This window comes from Kribbella turkmenica (assembly GCF_004348725.1).
In the GTDB taxonomy this organism is placed as follows: Bacteria; Actinomycetota; Actinomycetes; order Propionibacteriales; family Kribbellaceae; genus Kribbella; species Kribbella turkmenica.
Genome location: NZ_SMKR01000021.1, coordinates 26,370 through 46,690 on the forward strand (window position 1 = coordinate 26,370; position 20,321 = coordinate 46,690).

At 69.2% G+C, this 20,321-nt stretch carries 24 protein-coding genes; 18 read left to right on the plus strand and 6 right to left on the minus strand.

From position 1 onward, the window contains the following. Window positions 1-20 precede the first annotated feature (20 nt). The 6 genes from malQ (at window position 21) to E1218_RS07190 (ending at window position 4,772) form a co-directional block, all read left to right on the plus strand. The gene (malQ, locus tag E1218_RS07165) at window positions 21-2,138 is read left to right on the plus strand and encodes a 4-alpha-glucanotransferase (RefSeq protein ID WP_132317530.1); all 2,118 of its coding nucleotides are present in this window, start codon (window positions 21-23) and stop codon (window positions 2,136-2,138) included. 113 nt (window positions 2,139-2,251) lie between these two features. After that, the gene (locus E1218_RS07170) at window positions 2,252-2,851 is read left to right on the plus strand and encodes a lytic polysaccharide monooxygenase auxiliary activity family 9 protein (RefSeq protein ID WP_132317532.1); all 600 of its coding nucleotides are present in this window, start codon (window positions 2,252-2,254) and stop codon (window positions 2,849-2,851) included. A gap of 81 nt (window positions 2,852-2,932) precedes the next feature. Next, window positions 2,933-3,436: a hypothetical protein gene (locus E1218_RS07175; RefSeq protein ID WP_132317534.1), complete on the plus strand. Its 504-nt coding sequence runs from the start codon at window positions 2,933-2,935 to the stop codon at window positions 3,434-3,436. A gap of 85 nt (window positions 3,437-3,521) precedes the next feature. After that, the gene (ctaJ, locus tag E1218_RS07180) at window positions 3,522-3,821 is read left to right on the plus strand and encodes an aa3-type cytochrome oxidase subunit CtaJ (RefSeq protein WP_132317536.1); all 300 of its coding nucleotides are present in this window, start codon (window positions 3,522-3,524) and stop codon (window positions 3,819-3,821) included. Further along, a complete protein-coding gene (locus tag E1218_RS07185; RefSeq protein WP_233712069.1) occupies window positions 3,808-4,206 on the plus strand; it encodes a DUF5130 family protein in 399 nt (132 codons plus the stop codon). The genes ctaJ and E1218_RS07185 overlap by 14 nt, the downstream gene beginning before the upstream one ends. A 23-nt stretch (window positions 4,207-4,229) precedes the next feature. Beyond that, window positions 4,230-4,772 carry a GNAT family N-acetyltransferase gene (locus E1218_RS07190; RefSeq protein WP_132317540.1) on the plus strand — a complete coding sequence of 181 codons (543 nt, stop codon included), beginning with the start codon at window positions 4,230-4,232 and terminating at the stop codon, window positions 4,770-4,772. On the opposite strand, the gene E1218_RS07195 is transcribed toward E1218_RS07190, so the two are convergent. The 3 genes from E1218_RS07195 to pepN form a co-directional block, all read right to left on the minus strand. Continuing rightward, on the minus strand, window positions 4,769-5,362 hold the full coding sequence (locus E1218_RS07195; RefSeq protein WP_165949154.1) for a hypothetical protein: 594 nt from the start codon (window positions 5,360-5,362) through the stop codon (window positions 4,769-4,771). The two genes, E1218_RS07190 and E1218_RS07195, sit on opposite strands and share 4 nt — an antisense overlap. 393 nt (window positions 5,363-5,755) lie before the next feature. After that, window positions 5,756-6,286, minus strand: coding sequence for a hypothetical protein (locus E1218_RS07200; RefSeq protein WP_132317544.1), 531 nt, complete (start codon window positions 6,284-6,286; stop codon window positions 5,756-5,758). Between the two features lie 71 nt (window positions 6,287-6,357). Beyond that, entirely contained in the window at window positions 6,358-8,928 is a 2,571-nt protein-coding gene (pepN, locus tag E1218_RS07205; RefSeq protein ID WP_132317546.1) for an aminopeptidase N, read from the minus strand. A 111-nt stretch (window positions 8,929-9,039) separates the two neighbouring features. On the opposite strand from pepN, the gene E1218_RS07210 reads away from it, so the two are divergent. The 9 genes from E1218_RS07210 to E1218_RS07250 all read left to right on the plus strand — a co-directional run bounded on the left by E1218_RS07210 (window position 9,040) and on the right by E1218_RS07250 (window position 15,069). Further along, complete coding sequence (locus E1218_RS07210) at window positions 9,040-9,636, plus strand: mycothiol-dependent nitroreductase Rv2466c family protein (protein WP_132317548.1); 597 nt, start codon at window positions 9,040-9,042, stop codon at window positions 9,634-9,636. A gap of 89 nt (window positions 9,637-9,725) precedes the next feature. Next, complete coding sequence (locus E1218_RS07215) at window positions 9,726-10,514, plus strand: serine hydrolase (protein WP_132317550.1); 789 nt, start codon at window positions 9,726-9,728, stop codon at window positions 10,512-10,514. Between the two features lie 19 nt (window positions 10,515-10,533). Next, on the plus strand, window positions 10,534-11,001 hold the full coding sequence (locus E1218_RS07220) for a ribose-5-phosphate isomerase (protein ID WP_132317552.1): 468 nt from the start codon (window positions 10,534-10,536) through the stop codon (window positions 10,999-11,001). A 222-nt stretch (window positions 11,002-11,223) separates the two neighbouring features. Next, complete coding sequence (locus E1218_RS07225; protein WP_132317554.1) at window positions 11,224-12,051, plus strand: Fpg/Nei family DNA glycosylase; 828 nt, start codon at window positions 11,224-11,226, stop codon at window positions 12,049-12,051. Between the two features lie 63 nt (window positions 12,052-12,114). Further along, a complete protein-coding gene (locus tag E1218_RS07230) occupies window positions 12,115-13,209 on the plus strand; it encodes a PP2C family protein-serine/threonine phosphatase (RefSeq protein ID WP_132317556.1) in 1,095 nt (364 codons plus the stop codon). Between the two features lie 45 nt (window positions 13,210-13,254). Continuing rightward, complete coding sequence (locus tag E1218_RS07235; protein WP_132317558.1) at window positions 13,255-13,713, plus strand: hypothetical protein; 459 nt, start codon at window positions 13,255-13,257, stop codon at window positions 13,711-13,713. A 63-nt stretch (window positions 13,714-13,776) separates the two neighbouring features. Then, complete coding sequence (locus E1218_RS07240; protein WP_132317560.1) at window positions 13,777-14,214, plus strand: SRPBCC domain-containing protein; 438 nt, start codon at window positions 13,777-13,779, stop codon at window positions 14,212-14,214. After that, a complete protein-coding gene (locus E1218_RS07245) occupies window positions 14,211-14,597 on the plus strand; it encodes an ArsR/SmtB family transcription factor (protein WP_233712070.1) in 387 nt (128 codons plus the stop codon). Before E1218_RS07240 ends, E1218_RS07245 begins: the two co-directional genes overlap by 4 nt. A 31-nt stretch (window positions 14,598-14,628) precedes the next feature. After that, complete coding sequence (locus E1218_RS07250) at window positions 14,629-15,069, plus strand: nitroreductase family deazaflavin-dependent oxidoreductase (RefSeq protein WP_132317562.1); 441 nt, start codon at window positions 14,629-14,631, stop codon at window positions 15,067-15,069. Here E1218_RS07250 and E1218_RS35920 read toward each other — a convergent pair. Next, complete coding sequence (locus E1218_RS35920) at window positions 15,066-15,236, minus strand: hypothetical protein (RefSeq protein ID WP_165949155.1); 171 nt, start codon at window positions 15,234-15,236, stop codon at window positions 15,066-15,068. The genes E1218_RS07250 and E1218_RS35920 overlap by 4 nt on opposite strands. Before the next feature lie 132 nt (window positions 15,237-15,368). On the opposite strand from E1218_RS35920, the gene E1218_RS07255 reads away from it, so the two are divergent. Both E1218_RS07255 and E1218_RS07260 read left to right on the plus strand, forming a co-directional pair. After that, window positions 15,369-16,097: a CDP-alcohol phosphatidyltransferase family protein gene (locus tag E1218_RS07255; protein ID WP_132317564.1), complete on the plus strand. Its 729-nt coding sequence runs from the start codon at window positions 15,369-15,371 to the stop codon at window positions 16,095-16,097. Next, window positions 16,098-16,934: a hypothetical protein gene (locus E1218_RS07260; RefSeq protein ID WP_132317566.1), complete on the plus strand. Its 837-nt coding sequence runs from the start codon at window positions 16,098-16,100 to the stop codon at window positions 16,932-16,934. It begins immediately after the preceding gene. 105 nt (window positions 16,935-17,039) lie between these two features. Here E1218_RS07260 and E1218_RS07265 read toward each other — a convergent pair whose 3' ends face one another. Further along, complete coding sequence (locus E1218_RS07265) at window positions 17,040-18,209, minus strand: AAA family ATPase (protein WP_132317568.1); 1,170 nt, start codon at window positions 18,207-18,209, stop codon at window positions 17,040-17,042. Between the two features lie 207 nt (window positions 18,210-18,416). Here E1218_RS07265 and E1218_RS07270 point away from each other — a divergent pair, with 207 nt between their 5' ends. Further along, on the plus strand, window positions 18,417-19,361 hold the full coding sequence (locus E1218_RS07270) for a phosphotransferase family protein (RefSeq protein WP_132317570.1): 945 nt from the start codon (window positions 18,417-18,419) through the stop codon (window positions 19,359-19,361). A gap of 111 nt (window positions 19,362-19,472) precedes the next feature. On the opposite strand, the gene E1218_RS07275 is transcribed toward E1218_RS07270, so the two are convergent. Beyond that, a complete protein-coding gene (locus tag E1218_RS07275) occupies window positions 19,473-20,192 on the minus strand; it encodes a DinB family protein (RefSeq protein ID WP_165949156.1) in 720 nt (239 codons plus the stop codon). Between the last annotated feature and the right edge of the window lie 129 nt (window positions 20,193-20,321).

Sequence of the window (20,321 nt, forward strand, 5' to 3'; positions counted from 1 at the left end):
GATACGGCAGACTCGCTGAGGTGACAGCTCCCACTCCGGCCCTTGTCGAGCTAGCGGTTGCCCATGGCGTGGCGACGGAGTACTGGAACTGGCAGGGCGAGCATGTGATCGTCTCCAGCGAGGTGGTGTCCGCCGTACTCGCGGCACTCGGTGTGGACGCCTCCACCCCGGAGAAGGCTGCCGAGGCGCTCGAGCTGCACCGGCAGGAGCGCTGGCGTCGTACGCTGCCGGCCACGCTGGTAATGCGGGTGGGCTGGACGCCTTGGTTCGCAGTACACCTGCCGCACGGATCGCCGGTCGAGGTGTGGGTGGAGCTGGAGGACGGCGGCCAGCGACGGGACATCGCCCAGCAGGACCGCTGGGTCGAGCCGGAGTGGGTCGACGGCGTCCAGGTCGGTGAGGCGACGTTCCAGCTGCCGGGCGACCTGCCGATCGGCTATCACCGGCTCTGCGCGCGCATCGGCAGTAGTCCGGAGGTGTCGGCCGGCACACTGATCGTGACTCCGCGCAAGCTGGAGCCGGAGAAGCTGAACCGCACCTGGGGCTGGGTGCTGCAGCTGTACTCCGTTCGCTCCCGCCGGTCCTGGGGGATCGGCGACCTGCACGACCTCTCAGACCTGGCCGCATGGTCCGCGACCGACCTGAGCGCCGGGTTTGTGCTGGTCAATCCGCTGCACGCCGCGGAGACCTCCGGCCGGATGGAGCCCTCACCGTACCTGCCCGCGTCGCGGCGGTTCGGGAACCCGATCTACCTCCGCATCGAGGACATCGACGAGTACGGCGACCTCGCGCCGGCGGAGCGGGACCGGGTCCGCGCGCTGAGCCTGCAGACCCGCGCGCTGAGCGAGGACCCGACCGCACTCGACCGCGACACCGTGTGGACGGCCAAGCGGGAGGCGCTGCAGCTCCTGTTCGGCGTACGGCCGTCGATCGGCCGGATCGCCGAGTACGGCGCCTACTGCGACCGTGAGGGCCAGGGACTCATCGACTTCGCCACCTGGGCCGCGATCGCCGACGTCCACGGACCGGAGTGGAGCAAGTGGCCCGAGGAACTGCACGACCCGGCCTCTTCAACCGTCGTGGCCTTTCGCAACGAGAATCCGGACGCGGTGGAGTTCCACTGCTGGCTGCAGTGGCAGCTGGACGACCAGCTCGCCCGCACGCAGGCCCGGACGAAGGCGGCCGGCATGTCGCTCGGCGTCGTACACGACCTGGCTGTCGGCGTACACCCGGACGGTGCGGACGCGTGGGCGCTGCAGGACGTGCTGGCATCGGGTATCCACGTCGGTGCGCCGCCGGACGCGTTCAACCAGCAGGGGCAGGACTGGTCGCAGCCGCCGTGGCGGCCAGACGCGCTCGCCGAGACCGGGTACGCCGCCTGGCGCGACCTGGTCCGTGCGGTGATGCGGCACGGCGGCGGGCTGCGGATCGACCACATCCTCGGCATGTTCCGGCTCTGGTGGGTGACGTCGCCGGAACGGCCGACCGAGGGGACGTACGTCCGGTACGACCACGAGGCACTGGTCGGCATCCTCGTGCTGGAGGCCACCCGGGCGGGCGTGACAGTGATCGGCGAGGACTTGGGCACGGTCGAGCCCTGGGTGCGTGACTACCTCACCGAGCGCGGCGTCCTCGGTACGTCGGTGCTGTGGTTCGAGCGGGACCAGCAGGGCACCCCACTGGCGCCGGAGCGGTGGCGTGAGCTGTGCCTGGCCACGGTGACCACGCATGACCTGCCGCCGACCGCTGGGTACCTCGCCGGCGACCACGTCGAGCTGCGGAACCGGCTCGGGTTGCTGACCCGACCAGTCGCCGAGGAGCTCGAGGTGGACGAGGCCGAGCGGGACTCCTGGCTCAACACCCTGCGCGAGCGGCATCTGCTGAGCGACACCGACGGCGACGTCGAACGGATCGTCGAGGCCCTCCACCGGTACGTCGCGCACACACCGGCAAAGCTGGTCGGTGTGGCGCTGACCGACGCGGTCGGCGAACGCCGTACGCAGAACCAGCCGGGCACCACCGACGAGTACCCGAACTGGCGGGTGCCGCTCAGTGGACCGGACGGCTCGCCGATCCTAATCGAGGACCTGCCGAACAACCAGCGGCTCCGCCGGCTGATCGGTGCGCTCAACATTTAGTCACCACTCGCTCACGAGCTGTTGACAATAGATTTGAACGGTTGTTTTCTATTTGCCTAGAAGGCGCCTTCCTTCACTGCCTTTCCGCCCCGACAAGTGAAGGAGTTGTCCGCATGCTCCGATTACGCAAACTCAGCCTGGCCGGAATCGCCGTCGGCGCGCTCGCGCTCGCGGTCAGCACGTCGGTCCCGCTGGCGTACGGCCACGGGTACACGACCGGTCCGACCAGTCGTGCCAAGCACTGCCAGAACGGCACCGTGCAGAACTGCGGCCAGATCCAGTGGGAACCGCAGAGCGTCGAAGGACCCAAGGGCTTCCCGGCCGCCGGACCGGCCGACGGCAAGCTCTGCTCGGCCGGACTGGCGCAATTCGCCGAACTGGACGACCAGCGCGGGGGAGCGTGGCCGGCCGAGCAGTTGACCGCCGGTCAGAGCTACAACTTCCGCTGGTACCTGACGGCGCCGCACGCGACGACCGACTTCAAGTACTACATCACCAAACAGGGCTGGAACCAGAACGCCCCGCTGACCCGGTCGGCGCTCGACCTCAACCCGTTCCTGACCGTCACCATGAACGGCGCGCGGCCGGCGAACAACGTCAGCCATCCCGGCACCGTGCCGGGCGGCCGGACCGGACGGCACATGATCCTCGCCGTCTGGACCATCCACGACACGGCGAACGCCTTCTACCAGTGTTCGGATGTTCGTTTCTGAGTCAACCGGACGTTTCGTCAATATTTTTCACGGGAAGTGCACTCCTTGAAATATCCGCCCCGTCTTTCAAGGAGTGTCCCCATGAGATCTGTCCTCCGCCGGGCCCTCGTCCCGGTCGTCGCCGTCCTGGCCGGCCTGCTGCCCGGTGTGGTCGCGGTCGAACAGGCCGCCGCGGTCACGAAGATGACGCACTCGCAGGCGGCGTCGATCTTCCGGGCCGCCGGGCTCACCTGGTCGTCCAGCGGTGGGTGCTCGGACTGGAACAACCCGACCTGTACGTCGTTCACCAACATCAACGACAGCACCGTGTACGGCGTTCGCACGCTGAAGCAGGCGAGTGGGTGCGCGGTGAACATCACCGGCGGGACCGAGGTCGGGCACGCGTCCGGAACCTACAGCCACCGCAACGGCTACAAGGTCGACATCTCGGTCTACACCTGTGTCAGCAACTACATCCGCAACACCTTCACCCGGATCGCGGACCGCGGTGACGGTGCCCAGCAGTGGCGGTCCGGCGCGGGCAACATCTACGCGAACGAGGGCAACCACTGGGACATCCTGTACTACAACTGCGGAGGCTGCTGACGAGACCAGCCGCGCTCCGTGGGGAGTGTGGCTGGTGGTGCGAGGCACTGATCGGTGTGGGATGCCGGGGGACTAGGCTCTGGGTGTGATCACTGAAGTGTCCGGCCACACCCTGCTGGTGTTCGTCGGCATCCCCGCACTGGTCCTCGCGGTGGTGGCGCTGCTGGTCTTCGCGCCGTCCATCGCGAACGGACCGCGCTACCGCCCGGGCCTGTCCTGGTGGGCGCCGCCGGTCTGGATCAACGGGCCGACCGCCACCAAGCCCGACCCCGCCAAACTCCCCGACCAGCACAGTCTGCCCGAGCTGCCTGCCGCACCGGGCGCCACCGCGAGCGCCGGTGCAGGCGTCGCCCGTTCGACCGGAGGCGCAAGTGCCAGCTGGTGACGCATTCACCCCGGACCAGCTCTACGACATCGAGAAGGCCGTCCGGCACGCCGAAGAGGTCTCCGGCCTGCACTTCTCCGTGTACGTCGGTGGAGCCGACTCCGAGACGCGCCCGTTCGCGCTGGAGCTGCTGAACGAGCTCGACGACCCGGACCACACCGTCCTGGTGTACGTCGACCCGGCCGGGCGCCGGCTGGAGATCGTCACCGGCGCGGTCGCCAAGCGTCAGCTCTCCGACGCCGCGGCCGGGCTGGCCGCGCTGTCCATGCAGACGTCGTTCGCCACCGGCGACCTGACCGGCGGTCTGGTCACCGGCGTCCAGCAGCTGGGCGAGCACGCTCACCAGGCGCCGCTGCTGCACGCGAACGAGCCGCACAAGCAGTGAGCCGTCTGGTCCAGCCGCACCGCATGGACTTGGGCGACGTCGTCCTGCGCCCGTTCGTCTGGACCGACGAGCCTGCGGTCGCGGAAGCGCTCCGTGATCCGGACATCCTCCGCTGGACCGCGGGTACGGCGGTGATCCGCACGCCCGGAGACCAGCGGGCGAAGCGGTGGCTCGAGCCGCGGATCGACGGCTGGGCCCGCGGCAGCGCGGTGTTCGCGGTCGCGGACGCTGACGGCGATCAGGTGCTCGGCAGTGTGTCGGTGCGCGACGTCGGCCGCGTTCCCGACCAGGCGGTCGTGGCGTACTGGGTCAGCCCGGCCGCCCGCGGCCGCCGGCTTGCGGCTCGCGCGCTGGATGCGGCAGCCCGCTGGGCCTTCGCGAACGACGGACTGGGCCTGCACAGGTTGTCGCTCGATCACGCACTCGTCAACGAGGGCTCATGCCGCGTGGCGACGTACGCCGGGTTCGCGTTGGAAGGCACGATGCGCGACTACTACGTCGAACCTACGGGCCGGCGGCACGACTCCCACCTGCACGCGCGTCTGGCGACCGACCCGGTCGGCTAGTTCTGGCTCGCTGCGGGAGCGATCGCCGGCTCGAAGGTGGGGCAGGCGGAGTTGCTGTGAGCGGCCTGGGTCTTGGGTGCGGAGCACTGGTCCAGCATCTGCGCCGATGACCGGCCCGGGCCGAGGTAGACGATCCACGTGTCGGTGACCGGCTCCATGGAGCTGTTCGCGATTCCCGGGTACTGACCGTCGACCAGCATCGCCTTGGCCGGGACGCCGGCGGTGATCATCCTGACCGCGGTGGCCCTGGCCAACCCTTCGGCGTCCATGCCGACGTCGGTCGGATACTTCTCCATCACGACGATCCATTGGCCGCGCCGGAAGACCGGTGAGTCCGGGCCGGTATCCGGGGTCAAGGTCGGCTGAGCCGTGGTCTTGGGCGCCGCCGAGGAGGCCGGCGGCTTGCGATCCGCCTTGGCGGTGTTGACCGAGGGGGACGGGTCCGAGCTCCGGGTCGGGACGGTCGGCGCCGGTGCGGCCGCGCCACCGTCGACGGCGGCGCCGATCCGCAGACCCTCGTCCGTCGGCGGTGCCGACGACCCGCGGGTCAGGATGAGCGCGAACACGGCGATCATCGCGGCCGCGGCCACGATCGCCGCACCGACCGCGCTGTGCGAGCGCTGGGGTTTGCGTGAGTGGCTGTGTGGAGGTTCGGTCCGCTGCCGGGCGGTGCTCTTGTGACCTCGGGAGGGGCTTTTGTGCTGGCTCCGGCCGGCGCGGGTGGGCGGCCGCCGGTGATCCACGGGTGTCACGGCAAGGGTCCCTCCCCGGCTTCCCTTGGTGCGGATAGTGCGTGCAGCTTAAACCGAACCATCCGGTCGGTGAGTAGTGCTCACGCGATGAAGAATCCCCATCGCCAGAAGGAATCGCACCCCGGAGTCGCGGCTTCACTTTCCGCCAGAGAACAATCGTTTGATGGTTACCGGCCGCACTTGCGCCAGCACGGTCCGGGTCCGCGGAGCGGTGGCGCGAATCCGCTCTGGCTAGGTGCCGGACGGGATCCCGGTCTGCTTGGGCTGGGGCCGCGTGTCGAGGGCGTCGTCCAGCCACGCGTCCACGTCGACCTGGGCGCTGAGGATGTGTTTCACGTACGACGTCCGTTCGTGGCTCAACACCTCGAGCTCCCACACGCACGGTGCCGCGCCGATCGGCGCGGGTCGCAGGTCGTCGACGTCCATGCCGCTGAAGATGCTCAGCCGGGACTGGAAGTCCTTCGCCCAGCTCTGCACGACCAGGTAGATCCCGTCGTCGCCGAGGTGGAGTACGACGACGCCCAGCCCGACAGCTCCCATCGCGTCGTCGAACTCGAGTTGGCGGGACGCGGTGGCCCCGGCGACCTCGACCATTTGGTCGTCCCACTGTCGTCCGCGAGCGGTGATGATGTACGGCTTCACCAGGCGATGCGGGTAGCGCCAAGGCATCAGGGGAGTGACGGGGCGAGGGCGGTACGCCTCAGCCAGTCCGGTCAGCGCAACAGCTGCCGCACCGGCGAGGGCGGGGTCAGAAGCGGGCACCCGACCAGTCTTACCTCAGGCCGGTCCAACACAACACCGGCGGTCTCAGCACGAGACCGCCGGCGCCGTGTTCAGCTCGCGTCGCGGGCCTGCGCGGCCAGCGCGCGGGTCAGGTCGGCCTGGGCCTCGCTGACGTAGCGCAGGGTCGGAGCGTCCACCGACGACGCCTCCGCGGACAGCCAGGTCGTGAGCGCGTCGAGCGTCGCCTGCTCGGCCAGGTTGCGCGGCGAGAGGTAGACGAGCACGTTCTCACCCATCGACGAGCCGAGGCGGGTGTAGACGTCCTTGGCCGCGCTCAGGTACTTCTCGACGTACGGCCGCAGGAGCTCCTCCTGGCCTGGCTGCTGGAAGCCGAGGATGGTCCGGAACTGGGTCTCGTTCGGGGTGTCGCCGGACTCGACCGCGATCCGCCACGCCTCTTCCTTGGCCTCGGGGGTCGGTCGGGCGGCGCGCGCCTGGGCGGCCCGCTCCTGGCCGGTGATGGTGGTGTCCCGGGTGAGCTCGTCGTCGATCTCGTCGGCGCCGATCCGGCCGAGCCGGGCCAGTGCGACGATCAGCGTCCAGCGGAGATCGGTGTCGACCACCAGGCCGGGTGGTAGGTCGCGGTCGTCGAGCCAGGCGGCCAGCCGGTCCGCGCCGGCCTCGGAGTACACCGCGGAGCTGTACGCCCGGGCGAATGCGAGCTGGTGGTCACTGCCCTGCTCGGCGGCGGCCAGCAGCTCCGCCACTGCCTCCTCGAACTGAGCCCGCAGGGACGGCCGGTTCTCCGGGGCGGAGTACAGGTTGATCGCGCTGGTCGCCTGGTTCAGCAGGGACCGTACGCCGGTCAGGTCGGTCTCGGCCCTGATCCCGCGCAGCACGATGCCGACGTACTGGCTGGCCGGCATCTCCGCGTCGCGGGTCATGTCCCAGGCCGCACCCCAGGCAAGGGCCCGGGGCAACGACTCGGTCAGCTGGTCGATCGACTCGACCAGTGTGGCCCGGGACCGCTCGTCCAGCCGGATCTTGGCGTAGGTGAGGTCGTCGTCGTTCAGCAGCACCAGGTCCGGCTGGGTCGCGCCGACCAGTTCGGCGAGCTCCGTGCGCGGTCCGTCGATGTCCACCTCGAACCGCTCGGTCCGCACGAGGCCTTCGTCGGTACGGCGGTAGAGACCGACCGCGAGCCGGTGGGGCCGCAGGACCGGGAAGTTCTCGGCCGCGGTCTGCTCGATCGCGAACGACGTGAAGGCGTCCTCGGCGTCGACCGAGAAGTCGGCGCGCAGCGTGTTCACCCCGGCCGTCCGCAGCCAGCGCTCGGTCCAGTCGTCCAGGTCCCGCCCGGACGCCTTCTCCAGCGGCTTGAGCAGGTCGGCCAGCTCGGTGTTGCCGAACGCGTGGTCGGAGAAGTACTCCTTCAGCGCGGTGATGAAAGTCTCCTCACCGACGAACGCGACCAGCTGCCGCAGCGTGGAGGCGCCCTTGGCGTAGGTGATGCCGTCGAAGTTCACCTCGACCGCGTGGAAGTCGACCATGTCGGCCGCGATCGGGTGCGTCGAGGGCAGCTGGTCCTGCCGGTAGGCCCAGTTCTTGCGCGCGTTGCAGAAGGTCGTCCAGGCACCGGCGTACTTGGTGGTGGCCACCGCCTGGGCCCAGTGGCTGGCCCACTCCGCGAACGACTCGTTCAGCCAGAGGTCGTCCCACCAGGTCATCGTGACCAGGTCGCCGAACCACATGTGGGCGAGCTCGTGCAGGACCGTGTTGGCGCGGGCTTCCATCTCCGCGTGCGTCGTCCGGCTGCGGAACAGGTACTCGTCCCGCAGCGTCACGCAGCCCGCGTTCTCCATCGCGCCCATGTTGTACTCCGGCACGAACGCCTGGTCGTACTTGTGGAACGGGTACGGCGTCCCGAAGGCGCGCTCGAACAGCTCGAAGCCCTGCTTGGTCACCTCGAACAGGTCGTCGACGTCGAGGGCGTCCTTCAGCGACGGCCGGCACAGCAGCGACAGCGGGTAGCTGCCGTGCGGTCCCTCGTAGGTGTCGGTGACGACGTGGTACGGACCGGCGACGACGGCGGTGATGTACGTCGACATCCGCTCGGTCGCCGGGAACTCCCAACGGGCGAACTCCTCACCGTTGTCCCCGGTGTACGGCGTGGGCTCGGGCGTCGGCGCGTTCGAGATGACCACCCAGCGGGCAGGCGCGGACACGGTGAAAGTGAAACGGGCCTTGAGGTCCGGCTGCTCGAAGGTGGTGAACACCCGGCGGGCGTCCGGCACCTCGAACTGCGTGTAGAGGTAGGTCTCCTTGTCGGCCGGGTCGACCGAGCGGTGCAGCCCTTCACCGGTGCGCGAGTAGGTGCAGTCCGCGACCACCGTCAGCTCGTTGCGTTCCGCCAGACCGTCCAGCTGGACGCGGGCGCCGTCGTACACCGTGTCCGGGTCGAGCGAGCGGCCGTTCAGGGTCACCTCCCGCACCTGCTCCGCGATCAGGTCGGCGAAGGTGTTCGCGCCGGCCGTGGCGGCGAAGGTGATCGTGGTGACCGACCGGAAGGTCGGAGCGCCGCTCGGGGCGTTGGTCAGGTCGAGCTCGATCAGGTACTCGACGTCGCTGACCACCCCGGCACGGGTACGCGCCTCGTCGCGCGTCAGGTTGGTTCCAGGCATGTCCGCATCCTATGCACCTGGCTGTCGGCTTCGCCGAGGGTTTCCCCGCGACATTGGGTATTGGATACCAGACCGGTACCTACGATTCTTCAACTTTGTATGATGGTGAATATGACTGCCTCTGCCGATTTCTGGTTCGACCCGGCCTGCCCCTGGGCCTGGATGACGTCCCGCTGGATGCTCGAGGTCGAGCAGGTCCGGGACGTGACGACGACCTGGCACGTGATGAGCCTGGCCATTCTGAACGCGGACCGCGACGACCACGATGCCAACTGGCAGCGCAAACTCGGTGTGGTCCGGGTGCTGACCGCCGCCGAGCAGGCGCACGGCAACGAGGTCCTGCTGCCCCTCTACACCGCCCTCGGCAACCGCATCCACGTCGAAGGCCGCGGCCTCGGCGGTGACGGCGTACTCGAGGAATCGCTCGCCGAAGCCGGCCTGCCCGCGTCGCTGATCGAGGCGGCCGGCACCGACCGCCACGACGACGCGCTGCGCAAGTCGCACCAGGCCGGGATGGACCTGGTCGGCATGGAGGTCGGCACGCCGGTGATCGCCGTCGAGGGTACCGCCTTCTTCGGTCCCGTGGTCACGCCCGCCCCGAAGGGCGAGGCGGCCGGCAAACTCTGGGACGGCGTCCGCCTGGTGGCCGGCACCGACGGCTTCTTCGAGATCAAGCGGACCCGTGACCGCGGGCCCGTCTTCGACTGATTCCGTCTCTCGTACAGGGGTTGTCTCCGGCCGCGCGCGCGGGTGAAGGTTGCTCACGAAAGAGTCCGTCGAGTGGTGAGTGGTTGCCGATGACGTTGCGTGACGACCGGCCGGAAATCGTTGCCATACCCGCGGGAGTGACGGCCGGGTACGCCGTCTTCGATCGAAGTACCGGACGGTTCGTCCAGCAGCACAACGCCGATCACCGGTTTCGTTCGGCGTCCGTGGTCAAGCTGCTGATCGCGCTCGACTACCTCTGGGACCGCGCGCCGGAGTACGACGTGCCGGCCGCGGACCGGGCCCGGCTCGACGTGATGCTGCGCAGCAGTGACGACGACGCGGCGAGCTACTACTGGGACGAGCTCGGTGGTGCCACGATCGTCGACCGGATGGTGCGGCGGCTCGGCCTGACACACACGGCCGGGCCGCCTGCCACCCATCCGGGCTTCTGGGGGTACGTCGCGATCACGGCCGCGGACACGGTCCGGATCTACCGCTACCTCCTAGACGGAGCACCTGCACCAGTGCGCACTTTGGTGATGGGGCTGCTGCACCGGCCAACCAGACTCGGCACCGACGGCTTCGACCAGTTCTTCGGGATCGCGTCGGCTTGCCCGGAGGACTTCAGCATCAAGCAGGGCTGGTCCGGCTTTCTCGGGTCGAGCGGATACGGCTCCGACCGGGTTGAACCCCGGGACAGCGCCGTCGACCTGCGCAGTGATGCCCTGCACACCACGGGCACTGCCGGGCCGGCCGACCGGACCGTCGTCGCGCTGTACACGCTGCATCCGCCCGGGACGCCGTACGAGAAGGCGTACGCCGAGGTGACCCGGATGACCGAGTCGCTGACCGTGCCCGGCGTGCGGGACCGTCGGTAGGAGGTGCGAGACTTCGGCCATGCGAGTGCACATCGGCTCCGACCATGCCGGCTTCGAACTCAAGAACCACCTTGTCCAGCACCTGACGGCTGCCGGGCACGACGTCGTCGACCACGGCCCGGCCGTGTACGACGCCGTCGACGACTACCCGCCGTACTGCCTGCGGGCGGGCGAGGGGGTGGCCAAGGACGAGGGCAGCCTCGGCATCGTGATCGGTGGCTCCGGCAACGGTGAGCAGATCGCGGCCAACAAGGTGAAAGGGGTCCGGGCGATCCTGGCCTGGAGCACCGACACCGCGAGGCTCGGCCGTGAGCACAACAACGCGAACGTGATCAGCGTCGGTGCGCGGATGCACTCCGAGGAGGAGGCCACCGGGTTCGTCGAGACGTTCCTGGCCACCGACTACTCGGGTGAGGACCGGCACACCCGGCGGATCGACATGCTGTCCGCCTACGAGTCGACCGGTGAACTGCCTCCGTTGTCCTGAGCCTTGTCGGTGTCCCTGTCGTGGTCCCTGTCGTGGTCCCTGTCGTGGTCCCTGTCGTGGTCGTTGTCATGGTCCGGCTGGACCACCGGCCGGCGGTTGACCGGCTGACGCGGCCGGGACACGTCGCGGGCGCGCATCGACCGGCCGGTCCCGACGACGGCCGGAGTGGGCGGACCGCTCCGGCCACCTTTCGCACCACCTGTCGTACCCATAAGAGGAATCATGCCTGAAGGTCACACCCTGCACCGGCTGGCGAACGACGTCTGGGACGCGTTCGGCGGCCGTCCGGTCCAGGCATCCAGCCCGCAGGGCCGGTTCGCCGAAGGTGCCGCTCTGCTGAACGGGCACGTGCTGCGGCAGACCGAGGCCCACGGCAAACACTTCTTCGCCGACTTCGAGGGCGCCGGCTGGCTGCACGTCCATCTCGGCCTGATCGGCAAGGTGGACTTCGGCCCGGCGCCGGTGCCCGAGCCGGTCGGCCAGGTCCGCCTCCGCCTGCAGAACGAGACGGCGTACGCCGACCTGCGCGGAGCGATAGTGTGCGAGGTGCTGACCGACCCGGAGCGCGAGACACTGATGGCCCGGCTCGGCCCCGACCCGTTGCGCGACGACGCCGATCCTGAGCTGGCCTGGAAGCGGATCCACCGCAGCAAACTGCCGATCGGGCAACTGCTGATGGACCAGGCGGTGCTCAGCGGGGTCGGCAACGTCTATCGCGCCGAGGTGCTGTTCCGGGCCAAGCTGCACCCGATGACGCGCGGCCACCTGGTGAAGAAGCGCGAGTGGCAGGGCATGTGGGACGACCTGCTCGAGCTGATGAAGTACGGCGTCCAGACCGGCCGGATCGACACCGTTGCCGACGACCACACTCCCGAGGCGATGGGCCGCGACCCTCGGCAGGACGACCACGGTGGCGAGGTGTACGTGTACCGCCGGCAGGGGCATCGTTGCCACGTCTGCCACTCGGTCGTCCGGACCGAGATACTGGCCGGACGCAACTTGTTCTGGTGCCCCAAATGCCAGCGGACCGGGCTCGCTCGCAAGAGCTGACATTCATCAGTTGGGTTACGACTGGATGCGCGGACCGGGGAGTGCCGTTATCTTCTTCACACCATGAACACGAGCGGCGGTCTCGCTGAGGTACGACGGATCGGCCGCCGGGTCGATGCGCTGGTGCGACGCGCGCGCAGATCGCACCAGCTTGCGTTCGCCGCGCTGCTGCTGACGACGCTGGTCGGCAGTGCGTTCGGCCTCGCCTGGCCGTCGCAGGTGCCGGCCTCGCTGCTGGTGATCCCGCTGCTGCTCGGCGGACTGCTGCTGCGGTTCCGGCAGCTCGTCGCACTGACGCTGATCACGCTGGCGGCCGGGTCGTACGTCATCATGTCGCGGCCGCCCGAGCTGCCGAGGACTGGCTTCGTGCTGGTGCTCGGCATCGTCGGCTGGATCGTGATCACCTCCGCCAAGGTGCGCAGCCGGCTCGGCGTCCCGGGCACCCGGGGAGAGTCGATGCTGATGGAGCTGCGCGACACGCTCACCGCCCAGGGCGAGCTGCCGGACCTGCCGCCCGGGTGGTGGGCCGACTCCGCGATCAGGTCCGCGGGCGGGGCGACGTTCTCCGGTGACTTCGTCGTGTCGACGACCCGCGACGACCTGCTCGAGGTCGCGCTGGTCGATGTCTCGGGCAAGGGAATCGACGCGGGCACGCGGGCGCTTCTGCTGTCCGGGGCGTTCGGCGCGCTGCTCGGCGTCGTACCGGTGGAGGAGTTCCTGCCGTCGGCGAACCAGTACATGCGGCGACAGGAGTGGGACGACGACTTCGCCACCGTCGTCCATGTCGCCGTCGACCTGAAGACCGGGGACTTCGGCGTACGGACGGCCGGTCACCCGCCGGCGATCCAGTTCGACGCGTGGTCGGGGCGGTGGCAGACCCGGGACACCGACGGTCCGCTGCTCGGGCTGATGGAGACGCCGGAGTTCGAGGTGAACCGCGGGCAGCTCAAGCCGGGCGACGCGCTGTTCCTGTACAGCGACGGGATGGTGGAGACGCCGCGACGCGACATCGGCCGGGGAACCGACCGGCTCGCGGGGCACGCGGAACGTCTGGTCGCGCAGGGCTTCCAAGGTGGTGCCGACGAGCTGGTCGACGCGGCCGGAGGTCCGGGGGACGACTCCGCGATCGTGATCATCCACCGGAAGCCGCACGGTTAGCCGCCGGCGGCGCGGGGGTCCCCGGATGGCGTAGCCTGCACGGTCGTGACGACCGACAAAGAAGTCTCCTTCGGGACCGCTCCGGATCGGGCCGCGCCGGACGTGTCGTTCGAGGAGCTGCTCGCGCTGATGCCGGACGCGGTCCGCGAGGTGTTCCCGCCGTACCGCTGGCAGCTCGAGAAGCTGTGGGAGCTGGACCTGAAGGTCGAGCCGGTCGAGGTGGCGGACCTGGTCTGGATGTTCGACCTGCCGCTGTGGCAGCTCGACGGCGAACGCTTCAAGGTCACGCCGAACCAGGTCGCCGCGACGCCGATGAACTTCCGCGCCCACTACCAGCGGGTGATGGACGCCGACCTCGACCTCCCGGTCAACCTGGTCGCCTACCGGGGCCGTCTGGTCGTCCTGGACGGCGTGCACCGGTTGCTCAAGGCGCACTTCCTCCGGCGGCGGTGGATCGAGGCGACGATCGCCACCGCGACTCAGCTCCGGTCCTGCGCGGTCTGAGCACCCTGTCTGATGTGCAAGTGGTCACTTGCACCTGGCTGGGTGGAGTGGCAGGGTGGAGGCATGGACAGCACGGTGGAGCGTGAGGTGTACGTCGAGGCGCGGCCGGAGGTGGTGTGGTCGGCTGTGACCCAGCCGGAGAACCTCGCCCGCTGGTACGCGTTCGGCGGGGCGGAGATCGACCTTCGCCCGGGTGGCCGGCTGGTGATGCGGTGGGACGAGCACGGCGAGTATCGCGGGTTCGTGGAGAAGCTCGAGCCCGGCCGGAGATTCGCCTACCGGTACGCCGTCGATCCCGACGTGGAGCCGAAGCCGGGCAACTCGAACCTTGTGGAGTTCACCCTCACCCCCGAAGGTGAGGGCACGCGGTTGCGGGTGGTGGAAAGCGGGTTCGACCGGCTGGAGGTGCCGGCGGAGGAGCAGGTCAAGCGGGCCGACCAATCGGCGCAGGGCTGGGACGGTGGTTTGGCCGCGCTCACGGAGCTGGCGCCGACGCTGTGAGCGAGGTGACCGGCGCCGAGCATCCCGTCGTCCGCGTGGCCGGGGTGCTGGAGGCGTTGGGTGATCCGACCCGGCGGGTCGTGGTGGAGTTGCTCGCGGTCGGCGGTGGCCGGACGGCGACGTCGCTGGCGAGTGAGTTGCCGGTGACCAGACAGGCGGTCGTGCAGCATCTCGCCGTCCTGCGGGCGGCCGGGCTGGTGCAGAGCCGGCGTGAGGGGCGCGAGGTGCAATTCGAGTTGCGGTCGACGGCACTGACCGCGACGGCGGCCTGGATGGCGGACGTCGCGGCGCAGTGGGACCGCCGCCTGGCGATCGTCGCCGAGATCGCCGAGACCGCTCAGGTGGAAGCGATGCTCGCGGACAGGACACGCCAGGATTCCTGATGATGACGTGTCACCTTCTAGAGTTGGTGACATGACATCGAACAATGACGACTACGCCCCCAGTCCGACCGGGTGGGTCCGCACCCAGGTGGAGAAGATTGAAGCGGCCGGAACGACCGCGGCGGTCGACATCATGGGCCGGCCGGTCGTGCTGCTCACCATGCGTGGCGTCACGTCGGGCAAGATCCGCAAGGTCCCGCTGATGCGGGTCGAGCACAACGGTGTGTACGTCGCGGTCGGCTCGGACGGCGGCGCCGCGAAGCACCCGGTCTGGTACAACAACCTCAGGGCCGACCCGAAGATCACGCTGCAGGACGGCGAGGTCACCAGGGAGTACGTCGCCCGCGAGCTCGAGGGCGCGGAGTACGACGAGTGGTGGCCGCGGTCGGTGGCCGCCTTCCCGCAGTACGCGGAGTACCAGAAGAAGACGGCCCGCAAGATCCCGCAGTTCCTCCTGGAGCCGATCGGCTAGTAGGTCAGCCAGACCATCGCGGAGCCGGCGGCGATCTTCAGGGCGCCGCCGGTCACCCACGACACCCGGTACGGGATGCCAGGATCCGCAGGGCCGAGCAGCGCCCGGCCGCCGCGCATCAGCGGGAACGTCTGGGCCAGGTCCGTAAGGTCTGTGAACAGATCCACCGCGGAACGGTACAGGGTGACCTGGCCGGGCCAGGGGTTGTGAGACGCTGGGGCTCGGCCTCGTTTCATCTGCCTGGCGCGACGCGTTGCGTCGACCGAGTTCTGGGAGTCGTCCTGACCACACACGACGCGGTGCGGGAACCGTTCGTCGGGTCGACGCGGTTGCGTCTGGCCGGACTGGCACTGCACGCCTATACCGCGAGCGGAACGGTGCTCGCGCTGCTCATCGTCATCGCCGCGATCGACGGCGACGCCGTCCGCGCGCTCTGGCTCGGCCTGGCCGCCCTGGTGATCGACGGCACCGACGGGATGCTCGCCCGCCGGCTACGGGTGAAGGAAACCATCCCGTGGTTCGACGGCGCGATGCTGGACAACATCGTCGACTACCTGACCTACGCGTTCGCCCCGATCGTGCTGCTCTGGACCGGCGACTACCTGCCGTCCGGCGCCTGGGGGGCGGTCCTGGCCGCGCTGCCGTTGCTTGCCTCCAGCTACCAGTTCTGCCGGGTCGACGCGAAGACCGACGACCACTTCTTCCTCGGCTTCCCCAGCTACTGGAACGTGGTCGCGTTCTACGTCGTCGTCCTCGGCCTCGGCCCGGTCGCGACCGGCGTCATCCTGGTCGTCTGCTCGATCCTGGTGTTCGTCCCGGTCAAGTACGTCTACCCGTCCCGGACGAAGGCGTTCCGGTCGCTGAACCTGCTCACGACGGCGATCTGGCTCGCGTCGTACGCCGTACTGCTCGCCCAGATGCCGGACCCGAACGCGATCGTGGTCGCCGTCTCGCTCGCCTACCTTGTCTACTACGGCGTTCTCAGTCTGTATCTGACGTTCTGGGTGCCGCGGCGCAAGGTCGGCTGAGTGGTCCTCGGTCTCGGCGCGGCGCTCGGCGCCGCGGTGGTCTTCGGCATCGCCGCGATCCTGCAAGCCGTCGGCTCGCGCAAGGTCCCGACCGAGTCGGAACTGAACCCGCGCCGGCTCGGCGGCTTCGTCATCGCGTTGCTGAAGCAGCCCGCGTTCCTCGCCGCGCTCGCGCTGAACCTGGTCGGCTTCGGGCTGCACTTCGTCGCCCTCCGGCTGCTCCCGCTGTACCTCGCCCAGGCTGGTATCGCGGCCAGCCTGGTGGTCACAGCCCTGCTCGCGACCCGGCTGATGTCTGATCAGCTGAGCGGGTTGGAGTGGTCCGCGGTGGTTGCGGTCTGCGTTGGGCTCGGGCTGCTCGCGGTCTCCGCGGGCCATGCCGGTGACAGCGCCCGGCACCACGGGCTCACCGTCGGCATCATCGCCGGGCTCGTGGTGATCGGCGTCCTCGGCGCTATCGCGAGCCGCTCGCAACACGGCGTCTCCACTGCGTTGCTCGGTCTGCTGGCCGGACTCGGGTACGCCGGGGTCGCGATCTCAGCGCGGTTGCTGCAGGACGGGTCGGTCGGGGAACTCCTCAAGGGCGTCACGACGTACACGCTGCCTCTGAGCGGCGCAGTCGCCTTCATCCTCTACTCGCTGGCGTTGCAGCGGGGGTCGGTCACCCTGGCAACCACCCCGATGATCGCCCTCCAGACTATCACCCCGGCCGCGGTGGGCGTCTTCGTTCTCTCCGACGCCGTCCGCGACGGCTGGTGGCCGGGCGCGATCGCCGGGTTCGTGCTCTCCGCCGTCGGTTCGCTCATCCTCGTGCGGTTCGAATCGATCAAGGATTGAGGTTCTCCGCACGCCGCGCTACGCCCGCTCCGCCGGGCCTTCGCCCGGGGTACGACGATCGTCGCCGTCATCAGCGGATCCGGCGAGGTACCCCATCTCTGAGGTCTAGCGCGTCGGCCACTTCCAGGGTGGTTCGTCCAGTGGGCCTTGGCCGGCGATGGTGGTGGCGCCGTGGTCTTTGACGAGCTCGATGGTGTGGAGGCCGTCGGACAGTTCGTCGAGGGCGGCGAGGAACGGGCGGGAGTGGGTGACGACGATGACCTGCGCCTCTTTCGCGGCGGTGACGACAAGGTTCGCCAGGGCCGGGAGGAGATCGGGGTGGAGGCTGGTCTCGGGCTCGTTCAGGACGAGGAGCTCGGGCGGGCGGGGAGTGAGCAGGGCGGCGACCCAGAGGAGGTATCTGAGCGTGCCGTCCGAGAGCTCGGCGCCGGACAGCGGCCGGAGAAGACCGTGCTGGCGGAAGGCGATCTCGAAGCGTCCGGCGGCGTTGACGATCTCCACCCGACTGCCCGGGAACGCCAACTCGATCGCCTCGTCGAGCGCACCCTTCGCGCCGATCTCCCGAATCGTCTGCAGGGCGGCGGCCAGGTCGGCGCCTTCGGGGTCCAGAATCGGCGTACGGGTGCCGATCTGCGTCCGCCGGGCCGGCGCGTCGGCGTCCGTACGGAGATGGTCGTAGAACCGCCAGGCACGCATCCGTTCGCGCAACGCGAGCAGCTCGGGCGCGCGCTGCGGATCCGCGAACTCGCTCAGCATGCTGTCGAACGGCTGAAGCACGTGCCCGTCGTCCTGCCACTGACCGTCGTTGTCGCGGATGCGTGCCCCGCCGCCGCCCCGTTCCATCAGCAGCGCCGCGGGTCGAAGGAAAGGGCCCGCCCAGAGCGACTCACGCTTGATCACCGGATCCAGGTTGAACGCCGATGGCTCGCTGCGAATGCCGCTCGTCGGCACCGGTAGGCCGAAGTCGACGGCGTACCCGTAGTCATCCGACGCGAACCCCATCCGGAGCGCCACCGGCCCGGTTCGGACGGTGCCTTGCACTGGTCTGTCCTTGCGCACGTGCTCAGGGCCTGCCCACAGCGTCGATTGCAGGCCGCCTTCACGGGCGAGGGCGGCGACGGCGCCGTTGCGCGAAGCGTCGGCGAGCAGGCGGAGTGCGCGGTACAGGCTGGACTTGCCCGTGCCGTTCGCGCCGGTCACGACGTTGAGCCCGCGCAGGGACATGACCAGGCGGCGCAGTGACCGGTAGTTCTCCACCGCCAGCGTCGTCAGCATGCGCTCACGCTACCCACCTGCGCCGACAGAACCGCTCGGGACAGACTCACCCGTCCGACGGGACTCGTTGTCCCTCCGGGTGATCGGGTAGTCCACCTGAGCCGCCTGCTCCGTCGCGAACCGTTGCGTATGGTAACGGCCGGGTCGCTGCCTCTGGCCGGCCAAAACCCCTAACGCCGCAGGTCCCTGGCGAATAGGCTCGCACTCATGACCGACGGCGACTGGAGGGATGGCGGGTTCAGGCAGCGTCGGCCCTCCGTGGAGACTCTCGCCTGGGTTGCGGCGTCAATGGGTCGGGGCAGTCGCATCGTCGGCTATCGCCGACTGACCGGTGGCGTCTGCTCCGCCGTGCATCGGTTGACTGTCGAGCGACGTGGGGTGCGAACGTTCGTCGTACTGCGGCAGTACCCGGGCGGGCTCGGCCTGCAGGAGAGCTTGGAGAAGGAGATCGCCAACCTCGGCGTGGTGGCGGGCAGCGTGCTCCCGGCTCCGAGCATCCTGGCTGCTGACGTCGCCGGTGCTTCGACCGGGGGCGCGCCATCGTTGCTGATGACACGCTTGCCGGGGCATGTTCACCTCGATCCGGCGGAACCTCGGTCGTGGATGACGAGAATCGCGGAGCTTGCTGTACTGCTGCATTCCCTCGATCTTCCCGCGAAGATGTTCAGACCCTGGACGGATTCCTGGATCGCTCCTCTCGACGGGTTTCAGGTGCCGGTCGACGCACAGAACCCGGCTGTGTGGAAGGCGGCGTTCGGGGTCATGGCGGCGCCGCCGCCGACGGACACAGCCGTCTTTCTGCACTGCGATCTCCTGCCCGTCAACATGCTGTGGTCGCGCGGGAGGATCACCGGGCTGACCGACTGGAACTCCATCCATCGGGGGCCGCGCGCGATTGACGTCGGGCACTGTCGGCGATACTTGGCGGCGCTCTACTCGCCAGAGTGGTCGGAGCAGCTTCGGTCGCTCTATGAGTCGATCGCCGGGGTGACTCTCGATCCGTGGTGGGACCTGTATGCCCTGCTGCACTATGACGACAGCGGGCCGAAGTGGATCCGTGGCCAGGTCGCTGGGCGGCGGCCCGTCGATGTGCCCGGCATGACTTCCCGGGTCGAGGCCGCTGTCGAGACAGCGCTACGGCGCCTCGGATGACCGCGGGTTCCCCGCTGGTCGTCGTTCGGGTTCTGGCATGCCACACAGACCCCTGCACGCGAACTTCCGGCGATGGCTCCGGGCCGCGAATCGCGAGAACCGTCGCCGGCCCTACTGAGTGTCCTGTGCCTCGATCAGGTCGAGGTCGCGGACGCAGAAGCCGTGGTGCTCGAAGGTCTCGTTGAGCACCGTGCTGAGGCACTGCCGCACCGAGCGGCCCCGGGCGTACGGCGGCCAGACATCGTCGTCGGGCACCGGCGCTCGCGCTGCGAGCCGCACAGCGGTGACCTCGTCGAGCCAGGCCTCCAGCTCGGCGGTCTGGGCGTCACGCACGCTCACGATCTCGTCGAGGGAAGGATCCAGCGAGAGGTCGAGCCCGTGCGCGCCACGGTAGGGCTCGACGGTCGGCCCGACGCCCATCGGCGTGAACAGCTCCGTCGAGCCCAGGCAGCAGCGGCGGAACCACGAGTCGTGGACGAAGACCAGGTGGCGCATCGTCTGCACCGCCGACCACTCGTCGTTCACGCTGCGGCGCTCGATGCCGGGCGTACGGCGGATTCGCTCGATCGTGGCGGCCCAGCCGGCATGGAGCTGACGCGATGCCTCGCGCAGATCGGCAAGGTCCCCGGAGCGGATCAGCACCCGCACCGGATGACGCCGGTCGAGCTCTGCCTCGACGTACCCGGTGACCTCGACACCGTTCACCACGAGGTTGGTGACGAGCCCGTCGATGACGGCATCCTGCATGACGACGCCGATCAGGCGGGCGCCGGTCAGATCGCATTCGCGGAACTCCGCACCCTGCAGGTCCTCGTCGACATATCGCGTCATGCTCCGCATCCTAGGTCCGGGCACCGACAAGCCGCCCTCCCCAGCGTGATCCGGCTTCGTCCAGGTCCTGACCGAGCGCGAACCGACGCGGGCTTGTGCGCGAGCCATCGACGACCGGCTCACCCACGG